This is a genomic window from Microbacterium sp. MYb72, assembly GCF_002979415.1.
Classification (GTDB): Bacteria; Actinomycetota; Actinomycetes; order Actinomycetales; family Microbacteriaceae; genus Microbacterium; species Microbacterium natoriense.
The window spans coordinates 15,475-38,374 of sequence record NZ_PCOT01000035.1 but is presented as its reverse complement, the minus strand read 5'-3'; the positions used below and the strand labels follow the sequence as shown (position 1 = coordinate 38,374).

The following is a 22,900-nucleotide window of genomic DNA, read 5'->3' as shown; positions in this document are numbered from 1 at the left end:
ACCCTGTGGGAGAGTAGGACACCGCCGGACTCCTTTTAGTCAAAATGGCCACCCATCGCTGGGTGGCCATTTTGCATTTACACGAACAAAACAGGGAGCATCATGTCGGAAGAGGAAGAGCGCCGTCCGCGTCGCAACGATAGCGGACCGCGCGGAGACCGATCTTCCGGCGGAGGTTCCCCCCGCAACGGTGGTGCTCCTCGTCGTGAGGGTGGGTATAACCGTGACGGTGGTGCCCCGCGCCGTGAGGGTGGTTACAACCGTGACGGTGGTGCCCCGCGCCGTGAGGGTGGGTACAACCGTGACGGTGCAGCGCCCCGCCGTGACGGTGCAGCGCCCCGTCGTGAGGGTGGTTACAGCCGTGATGGTGGTGCCCCTCGTCGTGAGGGCGGGTACAACCGTGATGGTGTTGCTCCTCGTCGTGAGGGCGGGTACAGCCGTGATGGTGTTGCCCCTCGTCGTGAGGGCGGGTACAGCCGTGATGGTGCAGCGCCCCGCCGTGATGGTGCAGCGCCCCGCCGTGACGGTGCAGCGCCCCGCCGTGAGGGTGGTTACAACCGTGATGGTGGTGCCCCTCGTCGTGAGGGTGGTTACAACCGTGACGGTGCAGCGCCCCGCCGTGAGGGCGGGTTCAACCGTGACGGTGGCGCCCCGCGACGCGAAGGTGGCTACAACCGCGACGGTGGCGCTCCCCGTCGCGAAGGTGGCTACAACCGCGACGGTGGCGCTCCCCGTCGCGAGGGTGGCTACAACCGCGACGGTGCAGCGCCCCGCCGTGAGGGTGGTTACAACCGTGACGGTGCAGCGCCCCGCCGTGAGGGCGGCTACAACCGTGACGGTGGCGCCCCGCGCCGTGACGGTGGTGCCCCGCGCCGTGAGGGTGGTTACAACCGCGACGGTGCAGCGCCCCGCCGTGAGGGTGGCTACAACCGCGACAGTGGCGCCCCTCGTCGCGAGGGTGGCTACAACCGCGACGGTGCAGCGCCCCGCCGTGATGGCGGGTACAACCGCGACAGTGGCGCACCCCGTCGCGAAGGCGGCTACGGCCGCGACAACGATCGTGAACGAAGCAACCGCTCGTTCCCGCAGCGCGGGGGAGCAGGACGGGACAGGGCGCCGCAGGCCGGCGGTGACCGTCCGCGGCACAACGATCCGGAGGTCCCCGAGGACGTCACCGCTCGCGATCTGCACCCGTCCGCCCGCAACGAGCTCAAGACACTGAGCAAGGAGAACGCCGAGCGGGTCGCGCGCCATCTCGCGATGGCGTCGCGTCTCATCGACGAAGACCCCCAGCTCGCGCACGAGCATGCTCTCGCCGCATCGCGGAGCGCAGGACGCATCGCGATCGTCCGCGAGACTCTCGGCATCACCGCGTACGCGACCGAGGACTTCGCGCTCGCGCTGCGCGAGCTCCGCACCTATCGTCGTATCTCCGGCAACGACGACCAGATCGCGCTCATGGTCGACAGCGAGCGGGGCATCGGGCGCCCCGACCGCGCTCTCGAGACCGGTCGAGCCGTCGACCGCACGTCGCTTGCAACCCCGGTGCGGGTCGCCCTCGCAATCGCGATGTCCGGCGCCCGCCTCGACCAAGGTGACCTCGAGCTCGCCCTCGGCGAGCTGGAGATCCCCGAGCTCGATCCTGATCGTGCCTTCGACTGGAGCCCCGCTCTCTTCGCAGCCCGCGCGGCCGTGCTCGAGGACCTCGGTCGCACCGAGGAAGCCGAGTTCTGGATGAAGCGAGCCGAAGTCGCCGCAGAGGCGCTGGGCATCGATGAGGCCGGCGACGAGGAGATCTTCGTCGAGGATCACCTGATCGAGGACGAAGACGAAGACGACACTGCAGACGACGACACTGCAGACGACGACACTGCAGACGACGCAGATGACGCAGATGACGCACATGACGCAGATGACGCATCCGAAGCAGCCGATGCCGACGCCGACGCAGACGCCGCGAGCACCGACGCAGTTGTAGACGACGCAGCCGACTCTGACGCATCTCGCGATGGCGCGATCGCGGCCGAGCCGTCCGTCGAGGATGAGGTCCGCGAGCTCCTCGGCGAAGACGACGACGCGCAGGCAGCAGAAGACCAGGAGGACGACTCCGCAGGCGACGGCCAGAGCGCCTGATGGGGTTGTTCTCGAAGAAGCAGTCGCTTCGCACGCCGTTGGACGGCGTCGACACCGTGCTCGCCGATCTCGACGGCGTGGTCTACGCCGGTCCGGGCGCCCTGCCGTACGCGGTGGAGAGCCTGAACCGGGCGGCGGAGCATGCGCGTCTCGGCTACATCACGAACAACGCGTCCCGGACGGATGCCGCGGTCGCCGAGCACCTCAGCGGGCTGGGTCTCACGGTGGCTCCGTCTGATGTGGTCACGAGTCCGCAGGCCGCCATGCGCCTGCTCACGACCATGGTCCCTGCTCCGGCGACGATCATGGTCGTCGGCGGCGACGGCCTCGTCGACGAGGTGCAGAAGGCGGGCTACGTCGTGACCCGCAGCGCGGAGGATGCTCCGGCCGCTGTGGTGCAGGGGTTCGCCCCTGAGGTCGCATGGACGGATCTCGCCGAGGCGGCCTTCGCACTGAAGCTCCCTGAAGACGAGGGCGGCATCCCGTGGATCGCCACGAACACCGACTGGACGATTCCGCGTGAACGCGGCGTCGCCCCGGGCAACGGCACGCTGGTCTCGGCTGTGCACACCGCCATCGGTCGGCTCGCGACCGTCGCGGGCAAGCCAGAGGTGCCCATCTTCGAGGAGGCGAAGGCGCGTTTCGACGCGCATCAGGCGCTCTTCATCGGCGACCGACTGGACACCGACATCCTCGGCGCCGTGCGTGCGGGAATCGACTCCGCTCTGGTGCTCACGGGGATCGATCGGCCCAAGCACGTTCTCGCCGCCCCCGAGGGGTCTCGTCCCACGTACATCCTCAGCGATCTCCGCGAGCTTCACGAACCCTATCCGGAGAGTGTGCAGCGCGATGGCGGGCACTGGGTCAACGGCGCCGGCGTGCGCGTGACCGGGGGAGACGTCGAGATCCTCGCCGAGGGCGACGCGCAGATCGACCTGCTCCGCGCCGGAGCATCCGCGATCTGGGCCTCCGGAACGCCGGTGTTCGTGCTGCGCGTCCCCGAACGTCTGTACGACGATCCTTTCCACCGACCCTGACGTGGCGCGGACGGCGTGTCCGACCTCCCGCGTACAGTAGAAGCGTGAGCGAAGAGACGACTGCGCCGACTGACGGCCTGTGGAGCCGCTTGCGTCTGATCGAAGGACAGCCGCTCGCCGATCGCGCCGAGGCGTACTCGGCACTGCACGAAGACCTGTCGCGTCGTCTGGAGAGCGGAGCCAAGCTCGACCAGCGCGAGACCACGGCGTCCCGATGACACGACTGGATGCCGCCCTCGCCGGGCGAGGCCTCGCCCGCTCGCGCTCGCACGCGGCCACTCTGATCGCAGAGGGCCTGGTCAGCGTCGACGGACGTCCCACCGTGAAGGCGTCGACGCCCGTAGCCGACTCGGCGGAGATCACCGTCGCCGGGGCCGATCACTACGTCGGTCGGGCCGCGCACAAGCTTATCGCGGGACTCGACGGCTTCGGCATCGCCGTCGACGGACGACTCGCCCTCGACATGGGAGCCTCCACCGGCGGATTCACGCAGGTGCTGCGCGAGCGCGGAGCCCGGCGCGTTCTCGCGGTCGACGTCGGCCACGATCAGCTCGCGGCATCCGTCGCCGCGGATCCCGGTGTCGTGCTCGTCGAGGGGTACAACGTCCGGCACATGACTCCCGAGAACCTCGCCGCGGCGACGGGGGAGTCCGCGCGCCCCGATCTCGTCGTCGGCGACCTCTCCTTCATCTCGCTCGAACTCGTGCTCCCGGCGGTCGCCGGGGTCGCCGCCCCCGACTCCGACATCGTGCTTCTCGTGAAGCCGCAGTTCGAAGTCGGGCGCACCGCCGTGCGCGGAGGGCTCGTCACCGACCCGGCGACCAGGGCGGATGCCGTGGCCCGGACGGTGTGGAGCGCCTGGGACGCCGGACTCGGGATGCTCGGCATCCTTCCGTCGCCCCTGCTGGGCACCCATGGCAACACCGAGTATCTGGTCCACCTCGCGCCCGGTCGGGGCAGCGATCCGTCAGAATGGTCAGACCGCATCAACGCACTGGCAGGGAGTCGATGAACGAGCGCAGCATCCTGGTCGTCGCCCATGCGGGCCGTGAGGACACGGTCCATGCCGCGCGGCGTGTCGTCGAGGCACTCCGAGAAGCGGGCGCTCGCCCCGTGCTCGCGGCCGATGACAGCGCGGATCTCTCCGCCGTGGATCCGATGTTCGCGGATGTCGACGTTCTCGGGAAGACGGTCGACCAGGCCGAGCTCGAGCTCGCCATCGTCCTCGGCGGCGACGGCACGATCCTGCGCGCGGCAGAGCTCGTGCGCGGGTGCGCGGCCCCCGTTCTCGGCATCAACATGGGGCACGTCGGATTCCTCGCGGAGATCGACCGAGACGACATGGACGACGCAGTGCGCCGTGTGATCGCGAGGGACTACGAGGTCGAGGAGCGTCTCGCGCTCTCCGTACGAGTGAAGGACTCAGCGGGGGCGGTGATCTACGAGACCTGGGCGCTGAACGAGGCGACGGTCGAGAAGGCCAGCCGTGAGCGGATGATCGAGGTCGTGCTCGAGATCGACGGCCTTCCGCTGTCGAGCTTCGGCTGCGACGGCATGGTCGTGTCCACGCCGACCGGTTCCACCGCCTACAACTTCTCCGCCGGCGGGCCCGTGATCTGGCCCAGTGTCGAGGCGATCGCGGTGATCCCGCTGTCGGCGCATGCGCTGTTCGCGAAGCCGCTCGTGGTCAGCCCCGATGCGGCCGTCGCGATCGAGATGCTCGAGGGCACCTCCGGCTCGGGCATCCTGTGGTGCGACGGACGCCGCTCGCACGAACTGCCGCCGGGCGCGCGCGTCGTCGTCCGCCGGTCATCCCGCCCCGTGCGGCTCGCGCGCCTGCATCCGACGGCGTTCACGAACCGCCTCGTGCGCAAGTTCCAGCTACCCGTCGCCGGGTGGCGCGGCCAGGATGCGCAGGTGCAGTCGTGATCGAGGAGATGCGGATGCAGGGCCTCGGAGTCATCGCCGACGCGGTGCTGCCCCTCGGCCCTGGTTTCACGGCGATCACCGGCGAGACCGGCGCGGGAAAGACCATGGTCGTCACGGGGCTCGGACTCCTCCTGGGGCAGCGCGCCGATTCGGGCGCCGTCCGTGCCGGCGCCGCTCAGGCCTCCGTCGCCGGGGTGTGGATCGTTCCCGAGACCGGTGACGTGGCCGACATCGTCGCGGATGCCGGAGGCGATCTCGAACCCGTCGGCGCCGGGTCGGCCGAGCTCTACGTGTCGCGCAGTCTCAGCGCCGAGGGGCGCAGCAGAGCCAGCGTCGGTGGGCGCGCGGCACCGGCCGGCGTCCTGTCCGCTCTGGCGGAGGAGCTCGTGGTCGTGCACGGTCAGTCCGAGCAGCTGCGTCTGAAGTCCGCCGCCGCGCAGCGCGATGCCCTGGATCGGTTCGGCGGTGCGCCCATCGCGGAGGCGCTGAGGGCGTATGAGAGCTCCTTCGCGCGCTGGCGTGCTCTGGACGCGGAGATCACCGACATCACCGAGAATCGCGATCGGCGACTCGAGGAGGCCACACGTCTGCGCGAGGCGCTGGCGCTGATCGAGGCGACCGCTCCCGAAACGGGGGAGGACGTGGAGCTGACGGCCAGGGCCGAGCGCCTGGCGAACTCCGAAGAGCTGCGGCTCGCAGCATCCCTCGCCCACACGGCGCTGTCGAGCGAAGAGGGCGATCCCGACGTCTCCGGTCTCATCGGGGAGGCGCGCAGGGTGCTGGAGCGCGCCTCGGATGCGACCCTGACCGAGCTCGCGCAGTCTCTCGCCGATGTCGGCTATCGCGTGGCGGACATCGCAGGACAGCTCTCGGCCTACCTCGCCGACCTCGACGAATCGGGCCCGCATGAGCTGGCCGCGGTCGAGGAGCGCAGGGCGGCGCTCGGCGTGCTCGTCCGCGCCCACGGGTCTCTCGAGGACGCGCTGGAGCTGTGGCAGACCGGTTCGGCCCGGCTCGCCGAGCTCGATGACGACGGAGACCGGATCGAGCGTCTGGAGGAGGAGCGCGACGCCGCGCGAGCCGAGCTCGACGGCCACGCGCGCACGCTGACGGACGCCCGTGTCGCAGCCGCTTCGCGGCTGGGCGCCGCGGTGAGCGAGGAGCTGCATGCTCTGGCCATGCCTGACGCGCGCCTCGAGGTCTCGGTGAGCGAGGGGGCGGAGACTGCGCACGGACGCGACGACGTCGCGATCCTGCTCGCCCCGCATCCCGGCGCTGAGCCCCGCTCCGTGGCCAAGGGCGCATCGGGCGGCGAGCTGTCCAGGGTGATGCTCGCGATCGAGGTCGTGATCGCCGGAACCGACCCCGTGCCCACCTTCGTGTTCGACGAGGTCGACGCGGGCATCGGAGGCGCCGCCGCGATCGAGGTCGGTCGACGACTCGCCCGACTCGCCGAGAAATCTCAGGTGATCGCGGTGACGCACCTCGCCCAGGTCGCCGCCTTCGCCACGAACCATCTCTCGGTCGTCAAAGCCAATGACGGCGCGGTCACGGCGTCCAGCGTCCGACGCCTGGACGGCGCCGAGCGCGAGGCCGAGATGGCCAGACTGCTGTCCGGACTGACCGATTCGGATGCCGCCCTGACACACGCCCGAGAACTTCTCAGCCTCGGGGCCCCCACCGCCTGATAGGATCGAAGCCCGTGATGAACTCTTCTTCCGCGGGGCCCAAGAACGACACGACCAAGCACATCTTCGTGACTGGTGGTGTCGTTTCGTCTTTGGGCAAGGGACTCACGGCGGCCAGCCTGGGCAACCTGCTCACCGCGCGCGGACTGCGCGTCGTGATGCAGAAGCTCGATCCCTATCTGAACGTCGATCCCGGAACGATGAACCCGTTCCAGCACGGTGAGGTGTTCGTCACCGACGACGGCGCGGAGACCGACCTCGACATCGGCCACTACGAGCGCTTCCTCGACATCAACCTGTCGCAGGCGGCCAACGTCACCACCGGCCAGATCTACTCGCAGGTCATCGCGCGCGAGCGCCGCGGGGAGTACCTCGGCGACACGGTGCAGGTCATCCCGCACATCACCGACGAGATCAAGCGCCGCATGCGTCTGCAGGCGACCGAGGAGCCCCGCCCCGACGTGATCATCACCGAGGTCGGCGGCACGGTCGGCGACATCGAGTCGCAGCCGTTCCTCGAGTCCGCGCGCCAGCTCCGTCACGAGCTCGGCCGCGACAGCGTGTTCTTCGTGCACGTGTCGCTGGTGCCGTTCATGGGCGCATCGGGCGAGCAGAAGACCAAGCCCACTCAGCACTCGGTGGCCGCTCTCCGGCAGGTCGGCATCCAGCCCGACGCGCTTGTGCTGCGCAGCGACCGCCCCGTGAGCGAGAGCAATCGCAACAAGATCGCCCTCATGTGCGACGTCGACGCCGAGGGCGTCATCAACACGGTCGATCTGCCGAGCATCTACGACATCCCGTCGACGCTCAACGAGCAGGGTCTCGACTCCTACATCGTGCGTCGTCTCGGTCTCGACCAGAAGGCGGCGGACGTCGACTGGTCCCGTTGGAACACGGTGCTGCACGCCGTGCACAACCCCAAGCACGAGGTCACGATCGGCCTTGTCGGCAAGTACATCGACCTCCCGGACGCATACCTCTCCGTGACCGAGGCACTCAAGGCCGGCGGGTTCGCGCAGGAGACCAAGGTCAACATCCGCTGGATCCCCTCCGACCTGTGCGAGACCCCCGAGGGCGCCAAGGAGCAGCTGTCGCAGCTCGACGGCATCTGCGTGCCCGGCGGCTTCGGCATCCGCGGCATCGAGGGCAAGCTCGGCGCGCTGAAGTTCGCGCGCGAGCAGGGCATCCCGACGCTGGGTCTGTGCCTGGGTCTTCAGTGCATGGTGATCGAGTACGCTCGCGACGTCGCCGGCATCGCCGGTGCATCGTCGAGCGAGTTCGACCCCGAGACCACGGAGCCGGTGATCGCGACGATGGCCGAGCAGATCGAGATCCTCGACGGCGGAGACCTCGGCGGGACCATGCGTCTCGGCCTCTACCAGGCGGCCCTCGCCGAGGGGTCGCTCGCCCGCGAGCTCTACGGCGCCCCTCTCGCCTCCGAGCGTCACCGTCACCGCTACGAGGTGAACAACGCGTACCGTGCGCGCCTCGCGGACGCGGGTCTGGTGTTCTCCGGACTGAACCCCGAGCTCGATCTGGTCGAGTACGTGGAGCTTCCGCGGGATGTGCACCCGTACTACATCGCCACCCAGGCGCACCCCGAGCTGCGCTCGCGTCCGACCGCCCCGCACCCGCTGTTCCGCGGTCTGGTGGGAGCGGCGATCGAGCGGCACCGCGCCAGCGAGCTGTTCGACGTCAGCGACGATGCCTGAGCGAACCGGGGGAGTCTCGCCCGAGAGTCTTCAGGACGAGCTGTTCGAGCCCGTGGTCATTGACAGCGAGCTCGTCTACCGCGGCGCGGTCTGGGACGTCCGTTCGGACCGGATCCGCTACGGCGACGGAGAGATCGTCCGCCAGTACATCGATCACACCGGCGCCGTGGCGATCGTCGCGGTCGACGAGGACGACCGCGTGCTGCTGATCCAGCAGTACCGGCATCCGATCCGCCGTCGCGATTGGGAGCTGCCCGCCGGCCTGCTGGATGTGGAGGGCGAGGAGCCGGTGGTCGCCGCGCAGCGTGAGCTGGCGGAGGAGGCCGATCTCCGAGCCGCGCACTGGGAGCCGCTGCTCAGCGCCTTCGCGACACCAGGGGGCAGCAACGAGATCGTGCACTTCTTCCTGGCGACGGGGCTGTCGGAGCTTGCCGATGCGCACGCGCGCGAGGACGAGGAGGCGGACATCCGCGTCGAATGGATCCCTCTGGCGGATGCCGTCGGCGCTGTGCTCGACGGGCGCATGCACAACGCGCTGCTCGCGATCGGCGTGCTCGCGGCCGAACGGCACCGCGCGAGGGCGTAGTCGTGCAGCTCGACCGTGCCCTCGACGCCTACCTGCGTCATGTCACGATCGAGCGCGGGCTCAGCGCGCACACGATCTCCGCGTACCGCCGTGACCTCGGCGGCTACCTCGCGTGGCTCGAGGAAGGCGGAATCACCGACTCCGGTGAGATCTCCCAGGCCGTGGTCGGGCGCTTCATCGCCGAGAGATCCTCGGCGGTCCCTGCTCCCGCGGCGACGAGCCTCGCGCGACTGCAGTCGTCGGTGCGCGGCTGGCATCGCTTCCTCGCTCGAGAGGGCATCGAGCAGGACGATCCGACCGGACGGCTGCGGCCGCCCAAGGCGCCGCGCCGGCTGCCGAAGGCGCTCACGATCGACCAGGTCGAGCGGCTGCTGTCGGCTCCGTCCGGCGAGGATCCCCTCGGCATCCGGGACCGGGCACTGCTCGAACTCCTCTATGCGACCGGCGCTCGCGTCTCCGAAGCCGTGGGGCTCGACGTCGACGATCTGGCGCCCGGCGATGTGCTGCGTCTGCGGGGCAAGGGCTCGAAGGAGCGCATCGTCCCGATCGGCTCGTATGCCCGTGCGGCGGTCGACTCGTATCTGACGAGGGTGCGGCCGGGCCTGGCGGCGAAGGGGAGGGCCTCGGCGAAGCTGTTCCTCGGCGCGCGGGGCGCGCCCCTGTCGAGGCAGAGCGCCTGGCTCGTGATCCGCGCGGCGGCAGAGCACGCCCAGATCACGGCGGAGATCTCGCCGCACACGCTGCGTCACTCCTTCGCGACGCATCTGCTGCAGGGGGGCGCGGATGTGCGCGTCGTGCAGGAGCTCCTCGGCCACGCGTCTGTGGCCACGACCCAGATCTACACGCACGTCTCCGTCGAGGCTCTGCGGGACATCTACGCCACATCTCATCCTCGCGCTGTATAGCGCAGATCGAAATGTCCCCCATATGGGGGACGCGAGTTCTCGCGACGCTCAATTATGCTTTCTCGGTATGCAACTCTCCGGTCGTCGAACCGGGGCCGATGAAGGAGTAACGACATGCGATCCACCGGTCCTCTTGCGGTTCTCGCCGCAGCTGCGCTGGCGCTCACCCTTGCCGGATGCTCGACGGGCGGAGGGAACGGCGGCCTGACCTACGAGGACTCCCCGCTGAACAAGTACCTCAGCGCCGCCTACGGGGGAGACCTGTCGCCGGAGGAGCAGCAGAAGAAGCTCGACGAGCAGCAGCGCAAGCAGGAGGACCTGATGGCCGAGTGCATGGCCAAGGAGGGCTTCGAGTACAAGCCGAACCTGCAGAACGGCGGCACCGTGGTCTCCTCCGGCGAGGACATCGAGTGGGAGCCCGAGAAGAAGTCCTGGGTCGAGAAGTACGGCTACGGCATCGTGAACAACCCGTTCAGCGAGCAGGGTGAGAGCGACCCCGGCGAGGAGTACGTCGACCCGAACCAGAAGTATCTCGACTCGCTCTCCGAGTCCGAGCGCACCGCGTTCTACGAGACCGCCTACGGCGCTCCTCAGGAGATGGAGGACACGGAAGAGGGCGGCAGCTACGAGTACAACTGGGAGGACGGCGGCTGCCAGGGATGGGCTCAGCACGAACTCCAGGGCGAGGATCCTTGGCAGTCCGACCAGTTCGCCGACCTCCGCGACAAGATGACCGAGCTGTGGTCGACGACGCAGGAGTCGTCTGAGCTCAAGGCGCTGAACGCGAAGTGGGCCTCGTGCATGGCCGACGGCGGCGAGCCCGGATTCAAGGCTCAGACCGACGCCCAGCAGTCGATCTCCGATGCGCAGAGCAAGATCTACGAGGCCGCGTACGGCGACGGCACGACGGAGATCGACCCGGAGAAGGTCGAAGACCCGAACAAGAGCCCGGAGATGAAGGAGCTCGGCGAGAAGGAGATCGCTCTTGCTCTGGTCGACCTGGGATGCCGCGAGAAGACCTCCTACGCCGACGAGTCGCTGAAGATCCAGTTCGCCCGCGAGGAGAAGTTCATCAAGGACAACAAGGCCGACCTCGAGGCGTTCAAGGCCGCTGCCGAGCAGAACAACTGACGCATGAAGGACGACGAGACCCCCACGACAGAGCTCCCCTCCGATTTCTCCGAGATCATCGCGGGCGACGGGACCGCGGATGCCGAGTCCTCCGCCGAGGAGAAGGACGCGGTCGACATGTCGCGGGTGAGCGGCTGGCGCCGCATCCTGCGCGGCAACCGCACCCTGTGGATCGTCGCCCTGTGCGCGGTCGTCAGCCTCGTCGCGGGGCTCCTCGTCGGTCGCTTCCTGATCTCGCCGGCCGAGGCCGCAGAGGCACCGGACGCCGGGCTGGTGACGGTGCCCGTCGAGTTCGGTCCGCTGAGCAACGACGTCACGCTGCGCGCCGACGTCGGCTATGCGGATGCCGTCGACGTGACCATCGACACCTCCGGCGGCGGCGGCAGCGTCGTGACGGGATCCGTCCCCGAGGTCGGCGCGACACTCAACCCGCTGTCCATCGCTCTCGAAGTGGCCGGACGGCCCGTCATCGTGCTCCCCGGCGACCTCCCGGCCTACCGCACGCTGCGCCTCGGCGTCTCCGGACCCGATGTGCTGCAGCTGAAGCAGGCTCTCGTGAGCGTCGGCATCGATGCGGGCGACGTGACCTCGAATCTGTTCGATCAGGCGACGGCGAACGCCGTCGGTCAGCTCTACGCCCAGGCGGGCTATCCGACCCCTGCTCCCGAAGAGGGCGCGGGCGATGCCGTCCGCAGCGCGGAGCAGGGCGTCCGCGACGCGCAGAGCAGCGTCACGCAGGCGCAGCAGGCCCTGACCGCGGCGGGAGCGGGACCGACCAAGCTGGAGAGCTGGCAGGCCGACGTCAAGGTCGCGCAGGCCGAGCAGGCCCTCGCTGCGGCGCGGAACTGCACGACTCCGCCCGAGGGCGAGGCCTGCCCCAACGTGCAGCAGGCCGAGTGGGATCTGCAGACCGCCAAGCTCGAACGCGACCAGCTGTGGTCGTCGAAGAACACCGGTCCGGAGAAGGCGGCGCTCGACTCCGCCCGCGCCGGCGTCGACTCGGCGAACAAGGCGCTGGAGAGCGCGCGCCAGGCCGTGCTGCCGTTCCTGCCGGCCGGCGAGGTGCTGTTCCTCACCGAGCTCCCGCGGCGAGTGGATGCCGTCAACGTCAAGCGCGGCACCACCATCCAGGGCGCCGTCATGACGGTGTCCGGAGCGACCGTGCGTCTCACCGGCGCCGCGGCCGAGGCCGATGCACGGCTGCTCAAGGTCGGCGCCGAGGCGTCGTTCGAGCTGCCCGACGGCACTCCGCACCATGCGGTCGTCTCGGAGCTGAAGCCGGGCAAGGACAGCAAGGCGCGCTGGGAGGTGCTCTTCGAGCCCGACCCGCTCACGGCCGAGCAGCTGACGCAGCTCCAGGGCAACAACGTCCGCGTGCAGATCGCCGTCGGCGCGACCGAGGGCGATGTGCTGTCGGTGCCCCTCGCGGCGCTGACCGCCGGCCCAGGTGGCGAGTCGCGTGTCGAGGTCGTCGAGTCCGACCCCCGCAAGGGCAAGGACGCGAAGACCCGCACGGTCGTGGTCGAGACGGGTCTCGCGGCGAAGGGAGCCGTGGAGGTGACCCCGGTCGACGGCGACCTCGAGAAGGGCGACCTCGTGGTGGTGGGACGGTGACGGACGAGCAGACCGCGACCGCCGACGCTCCTGAGATCGGCGACGCTCCTGAGGTCGGCGACGCTCTCGAGGATGCCGGCGGGAACGACGAGCTCGTCGTCGAGCTGCGCGACGTCACCCGGTCCTTCCCAGGGCCTCCGGAGGTTCAGGCTCTCAAGGGGGCGACCCTCCAGGTGCGACCGGGGGACTACATCTCGATCGTCGGTCCCAGCGGCTCGGGAAAGTCGACGATGCTCAACATCCTCGGCCTCCTCGACCGCCCCAGCGTGGGGGAGTACCTCCTCGCCGGCGTGCGCACGGGGGACCTCTCCGACGACGAGCGGGCCGCCGTGCGTGCGCAGTTCATCGGCTTCGTGTTCCAGTCGTTCCACCTGATGCCCCGGCGAACGGTGCTCGACAACGTGCTGATGCCGATGCTGTACAGCGGAGTGCCCCGCCGCGAGCGCGAATCGCGGGCGCGCGAGGCCCTCGCCAGGGTCGGGCTGTCGCACCGCGTCGACTTCTTCCCGAACTCGCTCTCGGGCGGTGAGCGTCAGCGCGTCGCCGTAGCCAGGGCGGTCGTCAGCGGGCCGAAGCTGCTCCTCGCCGACGAACCGACCGGCAACCTCGACCAGCGCACGTCCGGCGAGGTCATGTCACTGTTCGAAGAACTCAACGAAGACGGACTCACTCTCATCGTGATCACGCACGACGACAACGTCGCTCGGCGGGCCCGCCGCAGCATCCGCATCGCCGACGGTCGATTGAGCGAGCTGTGATGCGCCTGCCCTGGCGTCGCAAGGCGACAGCAGAGAACGCGGACCAGCCCGAGCAGGGGAGTACACGCGCCGTCCGCAGGAAGGTCGGCGAGAAGCACGCCGACCGGTTTACCTTCCAGGACCTGGTCGCCGAGGCGACGGCGGACATCGGATCCCGCCCCGCGCGTCTCGTCATGACCATCCTCGGCACGGTGCTGGGCATCGCGTCCCTCGTCGCGACGATCGGGTTCGCCCAGACGGCCGCCGCCCAGATCGCGAGCCAGTTCAACGGCGCAGCGTCGACGCAGGTCGTCGTGACCGCCGCCGAGGCGCAGTCCGGTTCCAAGGGCAAGACCGTCGCCGCCGGCCGCCTCCCGTGGGATTCTCCGGAGCGTGTGCTGCTTCTCGCCGGTGTCGAGAGCGCGACCCTCCTCGGTGAGGTCGAACTCGCCGACGACGAGACGATCACCGCGGTGCCGGTGAACGACCCGTCAGCGGCACCCGCCGCATCGCCGCAGCTGTTCTCGTCGTCTCCCGAGCTTCTCGACACCGCGGAGGGCGAGCTGATCACCGGCCGCTTCTTCGACGCGGGGCACGACTCCAGGGGCGATCGGGTCGCGGTGGTCGGGGACCGGCTCGCCAAGGACATGGGCATCAACCGTGTCGATTCGCAACCGTCGATCTTCATCGGCGGGGTCGCCTACGCTGTGATCGGCATCGTCGACGGCTTCGAGCGCAAGAGCGAGCTGCGGGATTCGGTGATCATCCCGAACGGAGCTGCGCGCGCGGACTTCGGTCTCGCGGTGCCCACCGAGCTCGACATCCGCATCATGGTCGGCGCAGGTCCCCAGGTGGCGGAGCAGTCCGTGCTGGCGCTGCAGCCCGATTCTCCCGACTCGCTGAAGGCGCAGGCGCCGTCGGGCGCATCCGACCTCAGCCAGAACGTGCAGGCGGACGTGAACGTGGTCTTCCTCATCCTCGGAGTGATCGCGCTGCTCGCCGGCGGTCTCGGCATCGCGAACGTGACGCTCCTCGGCGTGATGGAGCGCATCGGCGAGATCGGCCTCCGTCGTGCGCTGGGGGCCACCCGCCGTCAGATCGGCGCGCAGTTCATGGTCGAGTCGATCGTGATCGGCTTCATCGGCGGCCTGATCGGCTCTGCGCTCGGCGTGCTCGCCGTGATCGTGGTGGCTGTGGTCCAGGGGTGGACTCCCGTGACGGACCCGTGGGTCGCCATCGCCGGCGCCGTGCTCGGCGCGATCGTGGGCTGGGGCTCCGGATGGTACCCGGCACGTCGCGCCGCGAGGATCGAACCCGTCGCGGCTCTGCGCGGCGCCTGAGTCGTCTGCAGGTTCTCTGCCCGTGGCGGCACTGCGCGACGCCTGAGTCGTCTGCGGGTTCGCTCGGCGTTCGTGGTGGTGCTGCACGGCGGGCGTCGTGTTCTCTGCCCGTCGCGGCACTGCACGGCGATCGAGTGGCTCATTCGATCGGACGCGCGCCTGTGCGCCGGCATCCGTTCTCCGGGTGCCGGCACCTCCGGCTCCGGTGCCCCGGCGTGTCTCGGCGAGCGCTTCTGGTTGAAGGTATGAAGTCAGACCATTGACAGCTGGCGTTCAGGGAGGCCAGAATCGCTGCAACTGCTCCCTCTACTCGAAAGCCAGGTAGCACCCCTATGAGTGACACGACAAAGGCGCCGGACTCACAGCCCATCGATCATGATGCGGCCGCACTCGCAGAGCTCGGCTACAAGCAGGAACTGCACCGCGGCATGTCCGGCTTCTCCAACTTCGCGGTCTCGTTCTCGATCATCTCGATCCTCGCCGGCTGCATCACCTCCTTCAACATCGCGCTGAAGTCCGGCGGTCCGATGGCGATCAACATCGGCTGGCCCCTCGTGGGTGTCTTCGTCCTCTGCGTCGCCCTCGCGATGGCCGAGGTCTGCTCCCGGTATCCCACCGCAGGCGGTCTCTACTTCTGGGCGGGTCGGCTCGCGAAGAAGAACAAGCGTCAGTGGGCGTGGTTCGTCGGCTGGTTCAACTTCCTCGGCGAGGTCGCCGTCACCGCCGCCATCGACTACGGCGCCGCGGCGACGATGATGGCCTTCGCCAACCTGATGTGGGGCGTCGAGGTCAACCCGCTCAACACCTTCGGCCTCTTCATCGTGATCATCGTGATCCACGGTCTGCTCAACACCTTCGGCGTCAATCTCGTCAGCATGCTGTCGAACGTCTCGGCGTGGTGGCACATCGTCGGCGTCCTCATCATCGTCGCGGTGCTGTGGATCATGCCCGCCCACCACCAGGATGTGGCGTGGTCGTTCACGACCTTCCACAACGAGACCGGCTGGACCTTCGGACCGTACGTGTTCCTCATGGGTCTGCTGATGGCGCAGTACACGTACACCGGTTACGACGCCTCGGCGCACGTCGCCGAGGAGACGAAGAACGCCGCTGTCGCCGCCCCCAAGGGCATCGTCATGAGCGTGCTGATCTCGATCATCGGCGGCTGGATCCTGCTCTTCACGATCGTCTCCGCGATCCAGGACGGCAGCGAGGAAGGCCTGTCCACGATCGTCAACACGACCACGGGCTCCGGACCGGCGCAGATCTTCCTCGACGCACTGAACAACCCCGACGTGGCGAAGTTCCTGCTGTTCATCGTCTGCGGCGCCCAGTTCTTCTGCGGCATGGCGTCGGTCACGGCGAACTCGCGCATGAGCTACGCGTTCTCGCGGGACAACGCCATCCCCGGCTCCCGCCTCTGGGCGCAGGTGAACAAGCGCACCGGCACGCCGACCAACTCGATCTGGCTCTGCGTCGTGCTCTCGATCATCGTCACGCTGCCCGCGCTGTTCAACATCACGGCGTACCTCGCGGTGACCTCGATCGCCGTCATCGGCCTGTACATCGCGTATGTCACGCCCGTGCTGCTGCGCCGCCTGAACAAGGAGTTCACGCCGGGGCCGTGGAGTCTCGGCCGCTGGAGCGCCGTGGTCGGGTGGGTCGCAGTGGTCTGGGTGGTCTTCATCGTCATCCTGTTCGTGCTCCCGCCGGTGACGCCCATCACGGTCGACACGTTCAACTACGCGCCTCTCGCGGTCGTCGTGGTCGGCGTGCTCGCCGTCGTGCTCTGGTTCGCCTACGGCAAGCGCGACTTCATGAGCGACGCAGAGGCGGCGCACCTCACCAAGGCCGCCGACGAACTGCTGGAGGAGTGAGGTCGCACGATGACCGATCTGATGGATTCCCCTCTGGTGGATGCTGCGCTCCACCCGGTCCGTGGGCACATGGCCTTCGAGTCCTGCGTCGAGCAGCTCGGCTCCGCCATCCAGCTCGGGATCTTCCGGGTGGGGACGAAGCTGCCGGGGGAGCGTGAGCTCGCAGAGAAGCTCAACGTCTCCCGGGCCACGCTCCGGGAGGCCATCAGCGCCCTTCGCGCCGCCGGGTTCGTGTCCACGACCCGGGGGCGCGGAGGGGGCACGGTCGTCGAACCACTCGCCGAGGTGTGGCCGGCGGGTCAGACCCCGCCGCGCCGTGCAGAGATCGACGACGTGATCGTGTTCCGCGCCGTCATCGAACCCGGAGCCGCCTACCAGGCCGCCCAGCTGGACCTCACCGAGGAGCAGCGGGCTCTGCTGGAGACGAGCCTCGCTGACCTGGCCGAGGCGCAGACTCCGGCCGACTACCGACAGGCCGACGCCCGGTTCCACCTGGCGATCAGCACCGTCTGCGGCTCCGACGAGCTCGCCCGTGCCTGCAGCGGCGTGCAGGTGCGGATCCATCAACTCCTCGCCGAGATCCCCTTCCTGAAGACGAACATCGACCATGCGGAGGACGAGCACCGTGCCATCGTCGCCGCGATCCTGGACGGCGACGCCGTTCGGGCCCGCGACGTGATGACCGCGCACTGCGAGGCCACCGCCGCCCTTCTCAAGGGCCTCCTGAAGTAGGCAATCCTGGAAATGAGTGCGCACAGATGAACATCACCCCCGCCCCGGCCCGCAACGACCGCATGCTCACCGTCGAGCAGCTGAGATCGGCGATCCTCTCCGACGAGATCGACACGGTCGTGCTGGCCTTCACCGACATGCAGGGGCGACTGCAGGGCAAGCTCCTGCACGGACGCTTCTTCCTCGACACCGTGCTGGAGCACGGCACCGAGGGATGCAACTATCTGCTCGCCGTCGACGTCGACATGAACACGGTCGACGGCTACGAGAACGCCTCGTGGGAGTCGGGCTACGGGGACATGGAGTTCATCCCCGACTACTCCACGATCAGGCGGATGCCGCATCGCCCCGGCAGCGTGATGATCCAGTGCGACCTCGCCACGACGTCCGGGCATCCGGTGCGGGTGTCGCCGCGGGAGATCCTGCGGCAGCAGGTGGAGCGCGCGGCCGGGCACGGCTGGACGGCGCTCGCGGGCACCGAGCTGGAGTTCGTGATCTTCAACACGCCGTACGAGAAGGCGTGGGACGACGACTATCGCGGTCTCATCCCCGCGAACCGCTACAACATCGACTACTCGATCATCGGGTCGAGCGTGGTCGAGCCGCTGCTGCGCGAGATCCGCAACACCATGTACGCGTCGGGGTTGAACGTCGAGTCGGCGAAGGGCGAGTGCAACTTCGGTCAGCACGAGATCGCGTTCAAGTACGACGAGGTCATCACGACGGCCGACAACCACGCCGTCTACAAGACCGCGGCGAAGGACATCGCCCGCCAGCACGATCAGTCGATCACGTTCATGGCCAAGCCGAACCAGCGCGAGGGCAACTCGTGCCACGTGCACATGTCCCTGCGCGGACTCGACGGCTCTCTGGTCTTCTGGGACGCGGAGACCGGCTCCCGCACCCCGCTGTACGACCACTTCATCGCGGGCGTCCTGGCGACCATGCGCGACTTCACGCTGTTCTACGCGCCCAACATCAACTCCTACAAGCGCTTCGTCAAGGGGTCTTTCGCCCCGACATCCGTCGCGTGGGGCATCGACAACCGCACGACCTCCGTGCGGCTGGTCGGACGCGGCGCCGGTGCGCGCATGGAGAACCGTCTGCCCGGCGGCGACATGAACCCGTACCTCGGGCTCGCCGCCATGCTCGCGGGTGGTCTGTACGGCATCGAGCACGAACTCGAGCTGGAGCCGGAGACCGCGGGCAACGCCTACGAGTCGGGAGCGCCGATCGTGCCGACGACCATGCATGAGGCCAGAGACGCGCTCGCGCGGTCGGAGATCGCCCGCGAGGTGTTCGGCGAGGACGTGGTCAAGCACTACGTCCACTACGCGGACGTCGAGATCGAGGCGTTCGACGCAGCCGTCACCGACTGGGAACTCAAGCGCGGATTCGAGAGGCTGTGAGCATGATTGCGAGCGCGGTGACTCTGTACCTTCCGGTGGCTGGTCCCTTTACGTGCGGATTCGAGAGGCTGTGAGCATGACGGTGACTCTGTACCTTGCGGTGGGCGATGCCCTCAAGCGTGGATTCGAGAGGCTGTGAGCATGACCTTCCAGATCCCTCTCTCTCCCTTCGACGGCGGCGGCACCTTCACGGTCCTCAACCCGTCCAACGGTCAGGCGATCGGCAGCGTCGCACTGGCCGACCTCGCGGCGACGGATGCCGCCATCGAGCGCGCCCATGCGGCCTTCCCCGCATGGCGTGCGATCGCACCCGGCGAGCGCGCGCGTCTGCTGCGCTCCTTCGCGGCGGCCGTCGACGCGCACATCGACGAGCTCGCCGCGCTCGAGGTGATCGGCTCCGGCCATACGATCGGCAACGCCCGCTGGGAAGCGGGGAACGTCCGCGACGTCCTCAACTACTACAGCGCGGCGCCCGAGCGTCATTTCGGGCGGCAGATCCCCGTCGCCGGTGGTGTGGACATCACGTTCCACGAGCCGCTCGGCGTCGTGGGCATCATCGTCCCGTGGAACTTCCCGATGCCGATCGCCGGCTGGGGCTTCGGCCCCGCGCTGGCGGCGGGCAACACGGTCGTGCTGAAGCCGGCCGAGCTCACCCCGCTGACGGCGCTCCGGCTCGGAGAACTCGCCAGGGACGCCGGCATCCCCGAGGGCGTGTTCACCGTGATCCCCGGCAAGGGGAGCGTGGTGGGCGAGAGGTTCGTGACCCATCCGCTGGTGCGGAAGGTCTGCTTCACCGGCTCGACCGATGTCGGCAAGGGCATCATGCGCGGCTGCGCAGACCAGGTGAAGAAGCTGACGCTGGAGCTCGGCGGAAAGAACGCGAACGTCGTGTTCGAGGACGCGGATCTCGAGAAGGCCGCGGCATCCGCCCCCGGCGCCGGACTCGACAACGCCGGACAGGACTGCTGCGCACGCTCGCGCATCCTCGTGCAGGCGAGCGTCTACGACAGGTTCCTCGAGCTGCTGCAGCCCGCGGTCGAAGCCTTCCGGGTGACGGACCCGTCGAGTCCCGACGCCGAGATGGGGCCGTTGATCTCCGCGAAGCAGCGTGACTCCGTGCTCGCGGGCATCGCGGACGCCGACGTCGCCTATCGCGGACAGACCGTGGAGGACACCGGCGGATTCTGGATGCCGCCGACCGTGGTCATGCCGCGCAGCGCCGCTGATCCGGTGTGGTCGCAGGAGCTGTTCGGCCCCGTGCTCGCGGTGATGCCGTTCACCGACGAGGCCGACGCGATCGCGAAGGCCAACGACACCGAGTACGGCCTGTCGGGATCCATCTTCACCCGCGATCTCGGGCGCGCGCTGCGCGTGGCGAGAGGCGTGGAGAGCGGCAACCTGTCGGTCAACTCGCACTCCTCCGTCCGGTACTGGACTCCGTTCGGAGGGTTCAAGCAGTCGGGACTCGGGCGCGAACTCGGACCGGACGCGCCCGACAGCTTCTCCGAGGTGAAGAACGTCTTCATCTCGACCGACGACTGACACAACACAGCACTGACACACCCCGAGAAAGGCAGCAGGACACACGATGGGCAAGCTCGAAGGCAAAGTGGGCGTCATCACCGGCGGATGCAGCGGCATCGGCCTCGCGACGGCGAAGAAGTTCGTCGCGGAGGGGGCCAAGGTCGTCATCGGCGACCTCGACGAGGTGAACGGCCCGCGCATCGCAGAGGAGCTGGGCGGCTCCTTCATCAAGGTGAACGTGACGGATGCCGCAGAGGTGGAGGCGCTGTTCGCGCACGCCAAGGAGAAGTACGGGCGCATCGACATCGCGTTCAACAACGCGGGCATCTCGCCGGCATCCGACGACTCCATCCTGAAGACCGGAATCGACGCCTGGAACCTGGTGCAGGACGTGAACCTCACCAGCGTGTACCTGTGCTGCAAGGCGGTGCTGCCGTACATGCTGGAGCAGGGGAGCGGTTCGATCATCAACACGGCGTCGTTCGTCGCGATCATGGGCGCCGCCACCTCGCAGATCTCCTACACCGCGTCGAAGGGCGGCGTGCTGGCGATGACCCGGGAGCTCGGGGTGCAGTTCGCGCGCAAGGGCATCCGCGTCAACGCGCTCTGCCCCGGCCCCGTGAACACCCCGCTGCTGCAGGAGCTGTTCGCGAAGGATCCGGAGCGCGCCGCGCGCCGTCTGGTGCACGTCCCTATGGGGCGCTTCGCCGAACCGGAGGAGATCGCCAACGCCGTCGCGTTCCTCGGCAGCGACGAGTCGAGCTTCATCACGGCGATGGACTTCCTCGTCGACGGCGGACTCTCCAACGCCTACGTCACGCCGCTGGATTCGGACTTTGACTGACCAGCGCCCGATCATCGGCATCACGACCTACCGCCAGGCGGCCTCCTGGGGCGCCTGGCGGGAGGTACCGGCCGACCTGCTCCCCAGCGACTACGCCCTCGCGGTGGAGCGGGCAGGGGGCATCCCCGTGCTCGTCCCGCCGCTCGCCGATCGCGGCGCGGCAAGAGCCGTGCTCGGTCGGCTCGACGGTCTGCTCATCGCGGGCGGAGCCGACGTGAACCCCGCGCGCTACGGGCAGGAGCCGGACCCGAACGTCGTGCGCTGGTACGACGACCGCGACGCATCGGAGCTGTGGCTGCTCGGGGAGGCGGACGCGCTGCGGCTCCCTGTGCTGGGCATCTGCCGGGGTATGCAGCTCATGGCTGTCGCCGCCGGCGGATCGCTCGTGCAGCATCTGCCCGACGTCGTCGGCCACGATCGGCACGGGGGCGGCGAGAGCTCCTACGAGGCCATCCCCGTGGCGGTGGATCCGGGGCATCGGGTCTCCACACTGCTCGGTGAGCAGATCACCAGCGCCAGCCACCACCACCAGGCGGTCGCGGACCACCCCGGTTTCGTCGCGACAGCGCGTGATGCCGACGGCGTGCTCCAGGCGATGGAGGCCGAGGGGGACCGCTTCGAGGTCGGGGTGCAGTGGCATCCGGAGACCACCGACGACGTGCGGGTGATCGAGGGACTGGTCGACGCAGCGAGGGACAGCGCCGCGCGCCGACGCGACGAGAGGTGAGCCTGCGACTACAATCGAGCAAGCACGAAGGAGCAGGAGAACCGGTGGCTGAGAGAGCGGCAACGTCCAGGGCGAAGGCGAAGAAGGCCGACGACACACCCATCGGACCCACCGGTCGTCCCTATCACGGGTTCCCGACGCCGGAGCCGCTGGCGTCTCACGGCCCCGCGCGCATCATCGCACTGTGCAACCAGAAGGGCGGCGTCGGCAAGACGACGACCTCCATCAATCTCGCCGCGGCCCTCGCGGAGTACGGGCGCAAGGTTCTCGCGGTCGACTTCGATCCGCAGGGCGCTCTGTCGGCCGGTCTCGGCATCCAGACGCACGAGACGCCGACGGTCTACGACCTGCTGCTCGACACGAAGCGCGACGCACACGATGCGATCGTGCGCTCCGGCGTCGAGGGACTCGACGTGATGCCGGCGAACATCGACCTCTCCGCCGCCGAGGTGCACCTCGTCAACGAGGTCGCGCGTGAGACGATCCTCGCCCGGGTGCTCCGCCAGGTGGCGGGGGAGTACGACGTCATCCTCATCGACTGCCAGCCGTCGCTCGGGCTCCTCACCGTGAACGCCCTCACCGCCGCTCACGGCGTGATCATTCCGCTGGAGTGCGAGTTCTTCGCGCTCCGCGGCGTCGCGCTCCTCATCGAAACGATCGACAAGGTGCGCGACCGGCTGAACCCGTCGATCACGATGGACGGCCTCCTCGCCACGATGTACGACCCGCGCACGCTGCACTCGCGCGAGGTTCTCGAGCGCGTGGTCGAGGCCTTCGGCGACGACGTCCTGGAGACCGTGATCGGCCGCACCGTGAAGTTCCCCGACGCCTCGGTCTCGGGTGTGCCCATCACCGAGTTCGCGCCGGAGCACGCCGCCGCCCAGGCGTACCTGCGGCTGGCGCGGGAGCTGGTCGCCCGTGGCGCCGTCGCCTGACGAGACCCCTCGCCACGAGACCGACGCGACTGCGTCGTCT

General features: G+C 68.8%; 21 protein-coding genes. 20 read left to right on the top strand and 1 reads right to left on the bottom strand.

The window, feature by feature from the left end:
- Window positions 1-39: 39 nt before the first annotated feature.
- Window positions 40-1,191, bottom strand: coding sequence for a hypothetical protein (locus tag CQ047_RS18725; protein ID WP_146114367.1), 1,152 nt, complete (start codon window positions 1,189-1,191; stop codon window positions 40-42).
- A 69-nt stretch (window positions 1,192-1,260) separates the two neighbouring features.
- On the opposite strand from CQ047_RS18725, the gene CQ047_RS16215 reads away from it, so the two are divergent.
- The 20 genes from CQ047_RS16215 (at window position 1,261) to CQ047_RS16125 (ending at window position 22,860) form a co-directional block, all read left to right on the top strand.
- Window positions 1,261-2,133 carry a hypothetical protein gene (locus tag CQ047_RS16215; RefSeq protein WP_105676885.1) on the top strand — a complete coding sequence of 291 codons (873 nt, stop codon included), beginning with the start codon at window positions 1,261-1,263 and terminating at the stop codon, window positions 2,131-2,133.
- The gene (locus CQ047_RS16210) at window positions 2,133-3,170 is read left to right on the top strand and encodes an HAD-IIA family hydrolase (protein ID WP_105676883.1); all 1,038 of its coding nucleotides are present in this window, start codon (window positions 2,133-2,135) and stop codon (window positions 3,168-3,170) included. The genes CQ047_RS16215 and CQ047_RS16210 overlap by 1 nt, the downstream gene beginning before the upstream one ends.
- A gap of 44 nt (window positions 3,171-3,214) precedes the next feature.
- The gene (locus tag CQ047_RS18940) at window positions 3,215-3,388 is read left to right on the top strand and encodes a hypothetical protein (protein WP_181155975.1); all 174 of its coding nucleotides are present in this window, start codon (window positions 3,215-3,217) and stop codon (window positions 3,386-3,388) included.
- Window positions 3,385-4,182 (top strand): TlyA family RNA methyltransferase, encoded by a 798-nt coding sequence (locus CQ047_RS16205; RefSeq protein ID WP_105676882.1) that lies wholly within the window; start codon window positions 3,385-3,387, stop codon window positions 4,180-4,182. Before CQ047_RS18940 ends, CQ047_RS16205 begins: the two co-directional genes overlap by 4 nt.
- Window positions 4,179-5,099 carry an NAD kinase gene (locus CQ047_RS16200; protein WP_105676881.1) on the top strand — a complete coding sequence of 307 codons (921 nt, stop codon included), beginning with the start codon at window positions 4,179-4,181 and terminating at the stop codon, window positions 5,097-5,099. The genes CQ047_RS16205 and CQ047_RS16200 overlap by 4 nt, the downstream gene beginning before the upstream one ends.
- Window positions 5,096-6,787, top strand: a complete 1,692-nt coding sequence (gene recN, locus CQ047_RS16195; protein WP_105676879.1) for a DNA repair protein RecN — start codon at window positions 5,096-5,098, stop codon at window positions 6,785-6,787. The genes CQ047_RS16200 and recN overlap by 4 nt, the downstream gene beginning before the upstream one ends.
- 17 nt (window positions 6,788-6,804) lie before the next feature.
- Window positions 6,805-8,499, top strand: coding sequence for a CTP synthase (locus CQ047_RS16190; RefSeq protein WP_105676878.1), 1,695 nt, complete (start codon window positions 6,805-6,807; stop codon window positions 8,497-8,499).
- Complete coding sequence (locus CQ047_RS16185; protein WP_105676876.1) at window positions 8,492-9,085, top strand: NUDIX hydrolase; 594 nt, start codon at window positions 8,492-8,494, stop codon at window positions 9,083-9,085. Before CQ047_RS16190 ends, CQ047_RS16185 begins: the two co-directional genes overlap by 8 nt.
- A 2-nt stretch (window positions 9,086-9,087) precedes the next feature.
- On the top strand, window positions 9,088-9,990 hold the full coding sequence (gene xerD / locus CQ047_RS16180) for a site-specific tyrosine recombinase XerD (RefSeq protein ID WP_105676875.1): 903 nt from the start codon (window positions 9,088-9,090) through the stop codon (window positions 9,988-9,990).
- Window positions 9,991-10,104: 114 nt separating this feature from the next.
- Entirely contained in the window at window positions 10,105-11,121 is a 1,017-nt protein-coding gene (locus CQ047_RS16175; RefSeq protein WP_105676874.1) for a hypothetical protein, read from the top strand.
- Between the two features lie 3 nt (window positions 11,122-11,124).
- A complete protein-coding gene (locus tag CQ047_RS16170) occupies window positions 11,125-12,735 on the top strand; it encodes a hypothetical protein (RefSeq protein WP_105676873.1) in 1,611 nt (536 codons plus the stop codon).
- 35 nt (window positions 12,736-12,770) lie between these two features.
- Window positions 12,771-13,493 carry an ABC transporter ATP-binding protein gene (locus CQ047_RS16165; protein WP_105676889.1) on the top strand — a complete coding sequence of 241 codons (723 nt, stop codon included), beginning with the start codon at window positions 12,771-12,773 and terminating at the stop codon, window positions 13,491-13,493.
- Window positions 13,493-14,812 (top strand): ABC transporter permease, encoded by a 1,320-nt coding sequence (locus CQ047_RS16160; RefSeq protein WP_105676871.1) that lies wholly within the window; start codon window positions 13,493-13,495, stop codon window positions 14,810-14,812. The genes CQ047_RS16165 and CQ047_RS16160 overlap by 1 nt, the downstream gene beginning before the upstream one ends.
- 332 nt (window positions 14,813-15,144) lie before the next feature.
- Entirely contained in the window at window positions 15,145-16,689 is a 1,545-nt protein-coding gene (locus tag CQ047_RS16155; RefSeq protein ID WP_105676870.1) for an amino acid permease, read from the top strand.
- A 9-nt stretch (window positions 16,690-16,698) separates the two neighbouring features.
- Complete coding sequence (locus CQ047_RS16150; protein WP_105676869.1) at window positions 16,699-17,421, top strand: FadR/GntR family transcriptional regulator; 723 nt, start codon at window positions 16,699-16,701, stop codon at window positions 17,419-17,421.
- Between the two features lie 26 nt (window positions 17,422-17,447).
- Entirely contained in the window at window positions 17,448-18,830 is a 1,383-nt protein-coding gene (locus tag CQ047_RS16145; protein ID WP_105676867.1) for a glutamine synthetase family protein, read from the top strand.
- Between the two features lie 141 nt (window positions 18,831-18,971).
- The gene (locus CQ047_RS16140; protein ID WP_105676866.1) at window positions 18,972-20,372 is read left to right on the top strand and encodes an aldehyde dehydrogenase; all 1,401 of its coding nucleotides are present in this window, start codon (window positions 18,972-18,974) and stop codon (window positions 20,370-20,372) included.
- Window positions 20,373-20,418: 46 nt separating this feature from the next.
- Window positions 20,419-21,198: a 3-oxoacyl-ACP reductase gene (locus tag CQ047_RS16135; RefSeq protein ID WP_105676864.1), complete on the top strand. Its 780-nt coding sequence runs from the start codon at window positions 20,419-20,421 to the stop codon at window positions 21,196-21,198.
- Complete coding sequence (locus tag CQ047_RS16130) at window positions 21,191-21,925, top strand: gamma-glutamyl-gamma-aminobutyrate hydrolase family protein (protein WP_219844638.1); 735 nt, start codon at window positions 21,191-21,193, stop codon at window positions 21,923-21,925. Before CQ047_RS16135 ends, CQ047_RS16130 begins: the two co-directional genes overlap by 8 nt.
- 44 nt (window positions 21,926-21,969) lie before the next feature.
- Window positions 21,970-22,860, top strand: coding sequence for a ParA family protein (locus tag CQ047_RS16125; RefSeq protein WP_105676861.1), 891 nt, complete (start codon window positions 21,970-21,972; stop codon window positions 22,858-22,860).
- Window positions 22,861-22,900 lie beyond the last annotated feature (40 nt).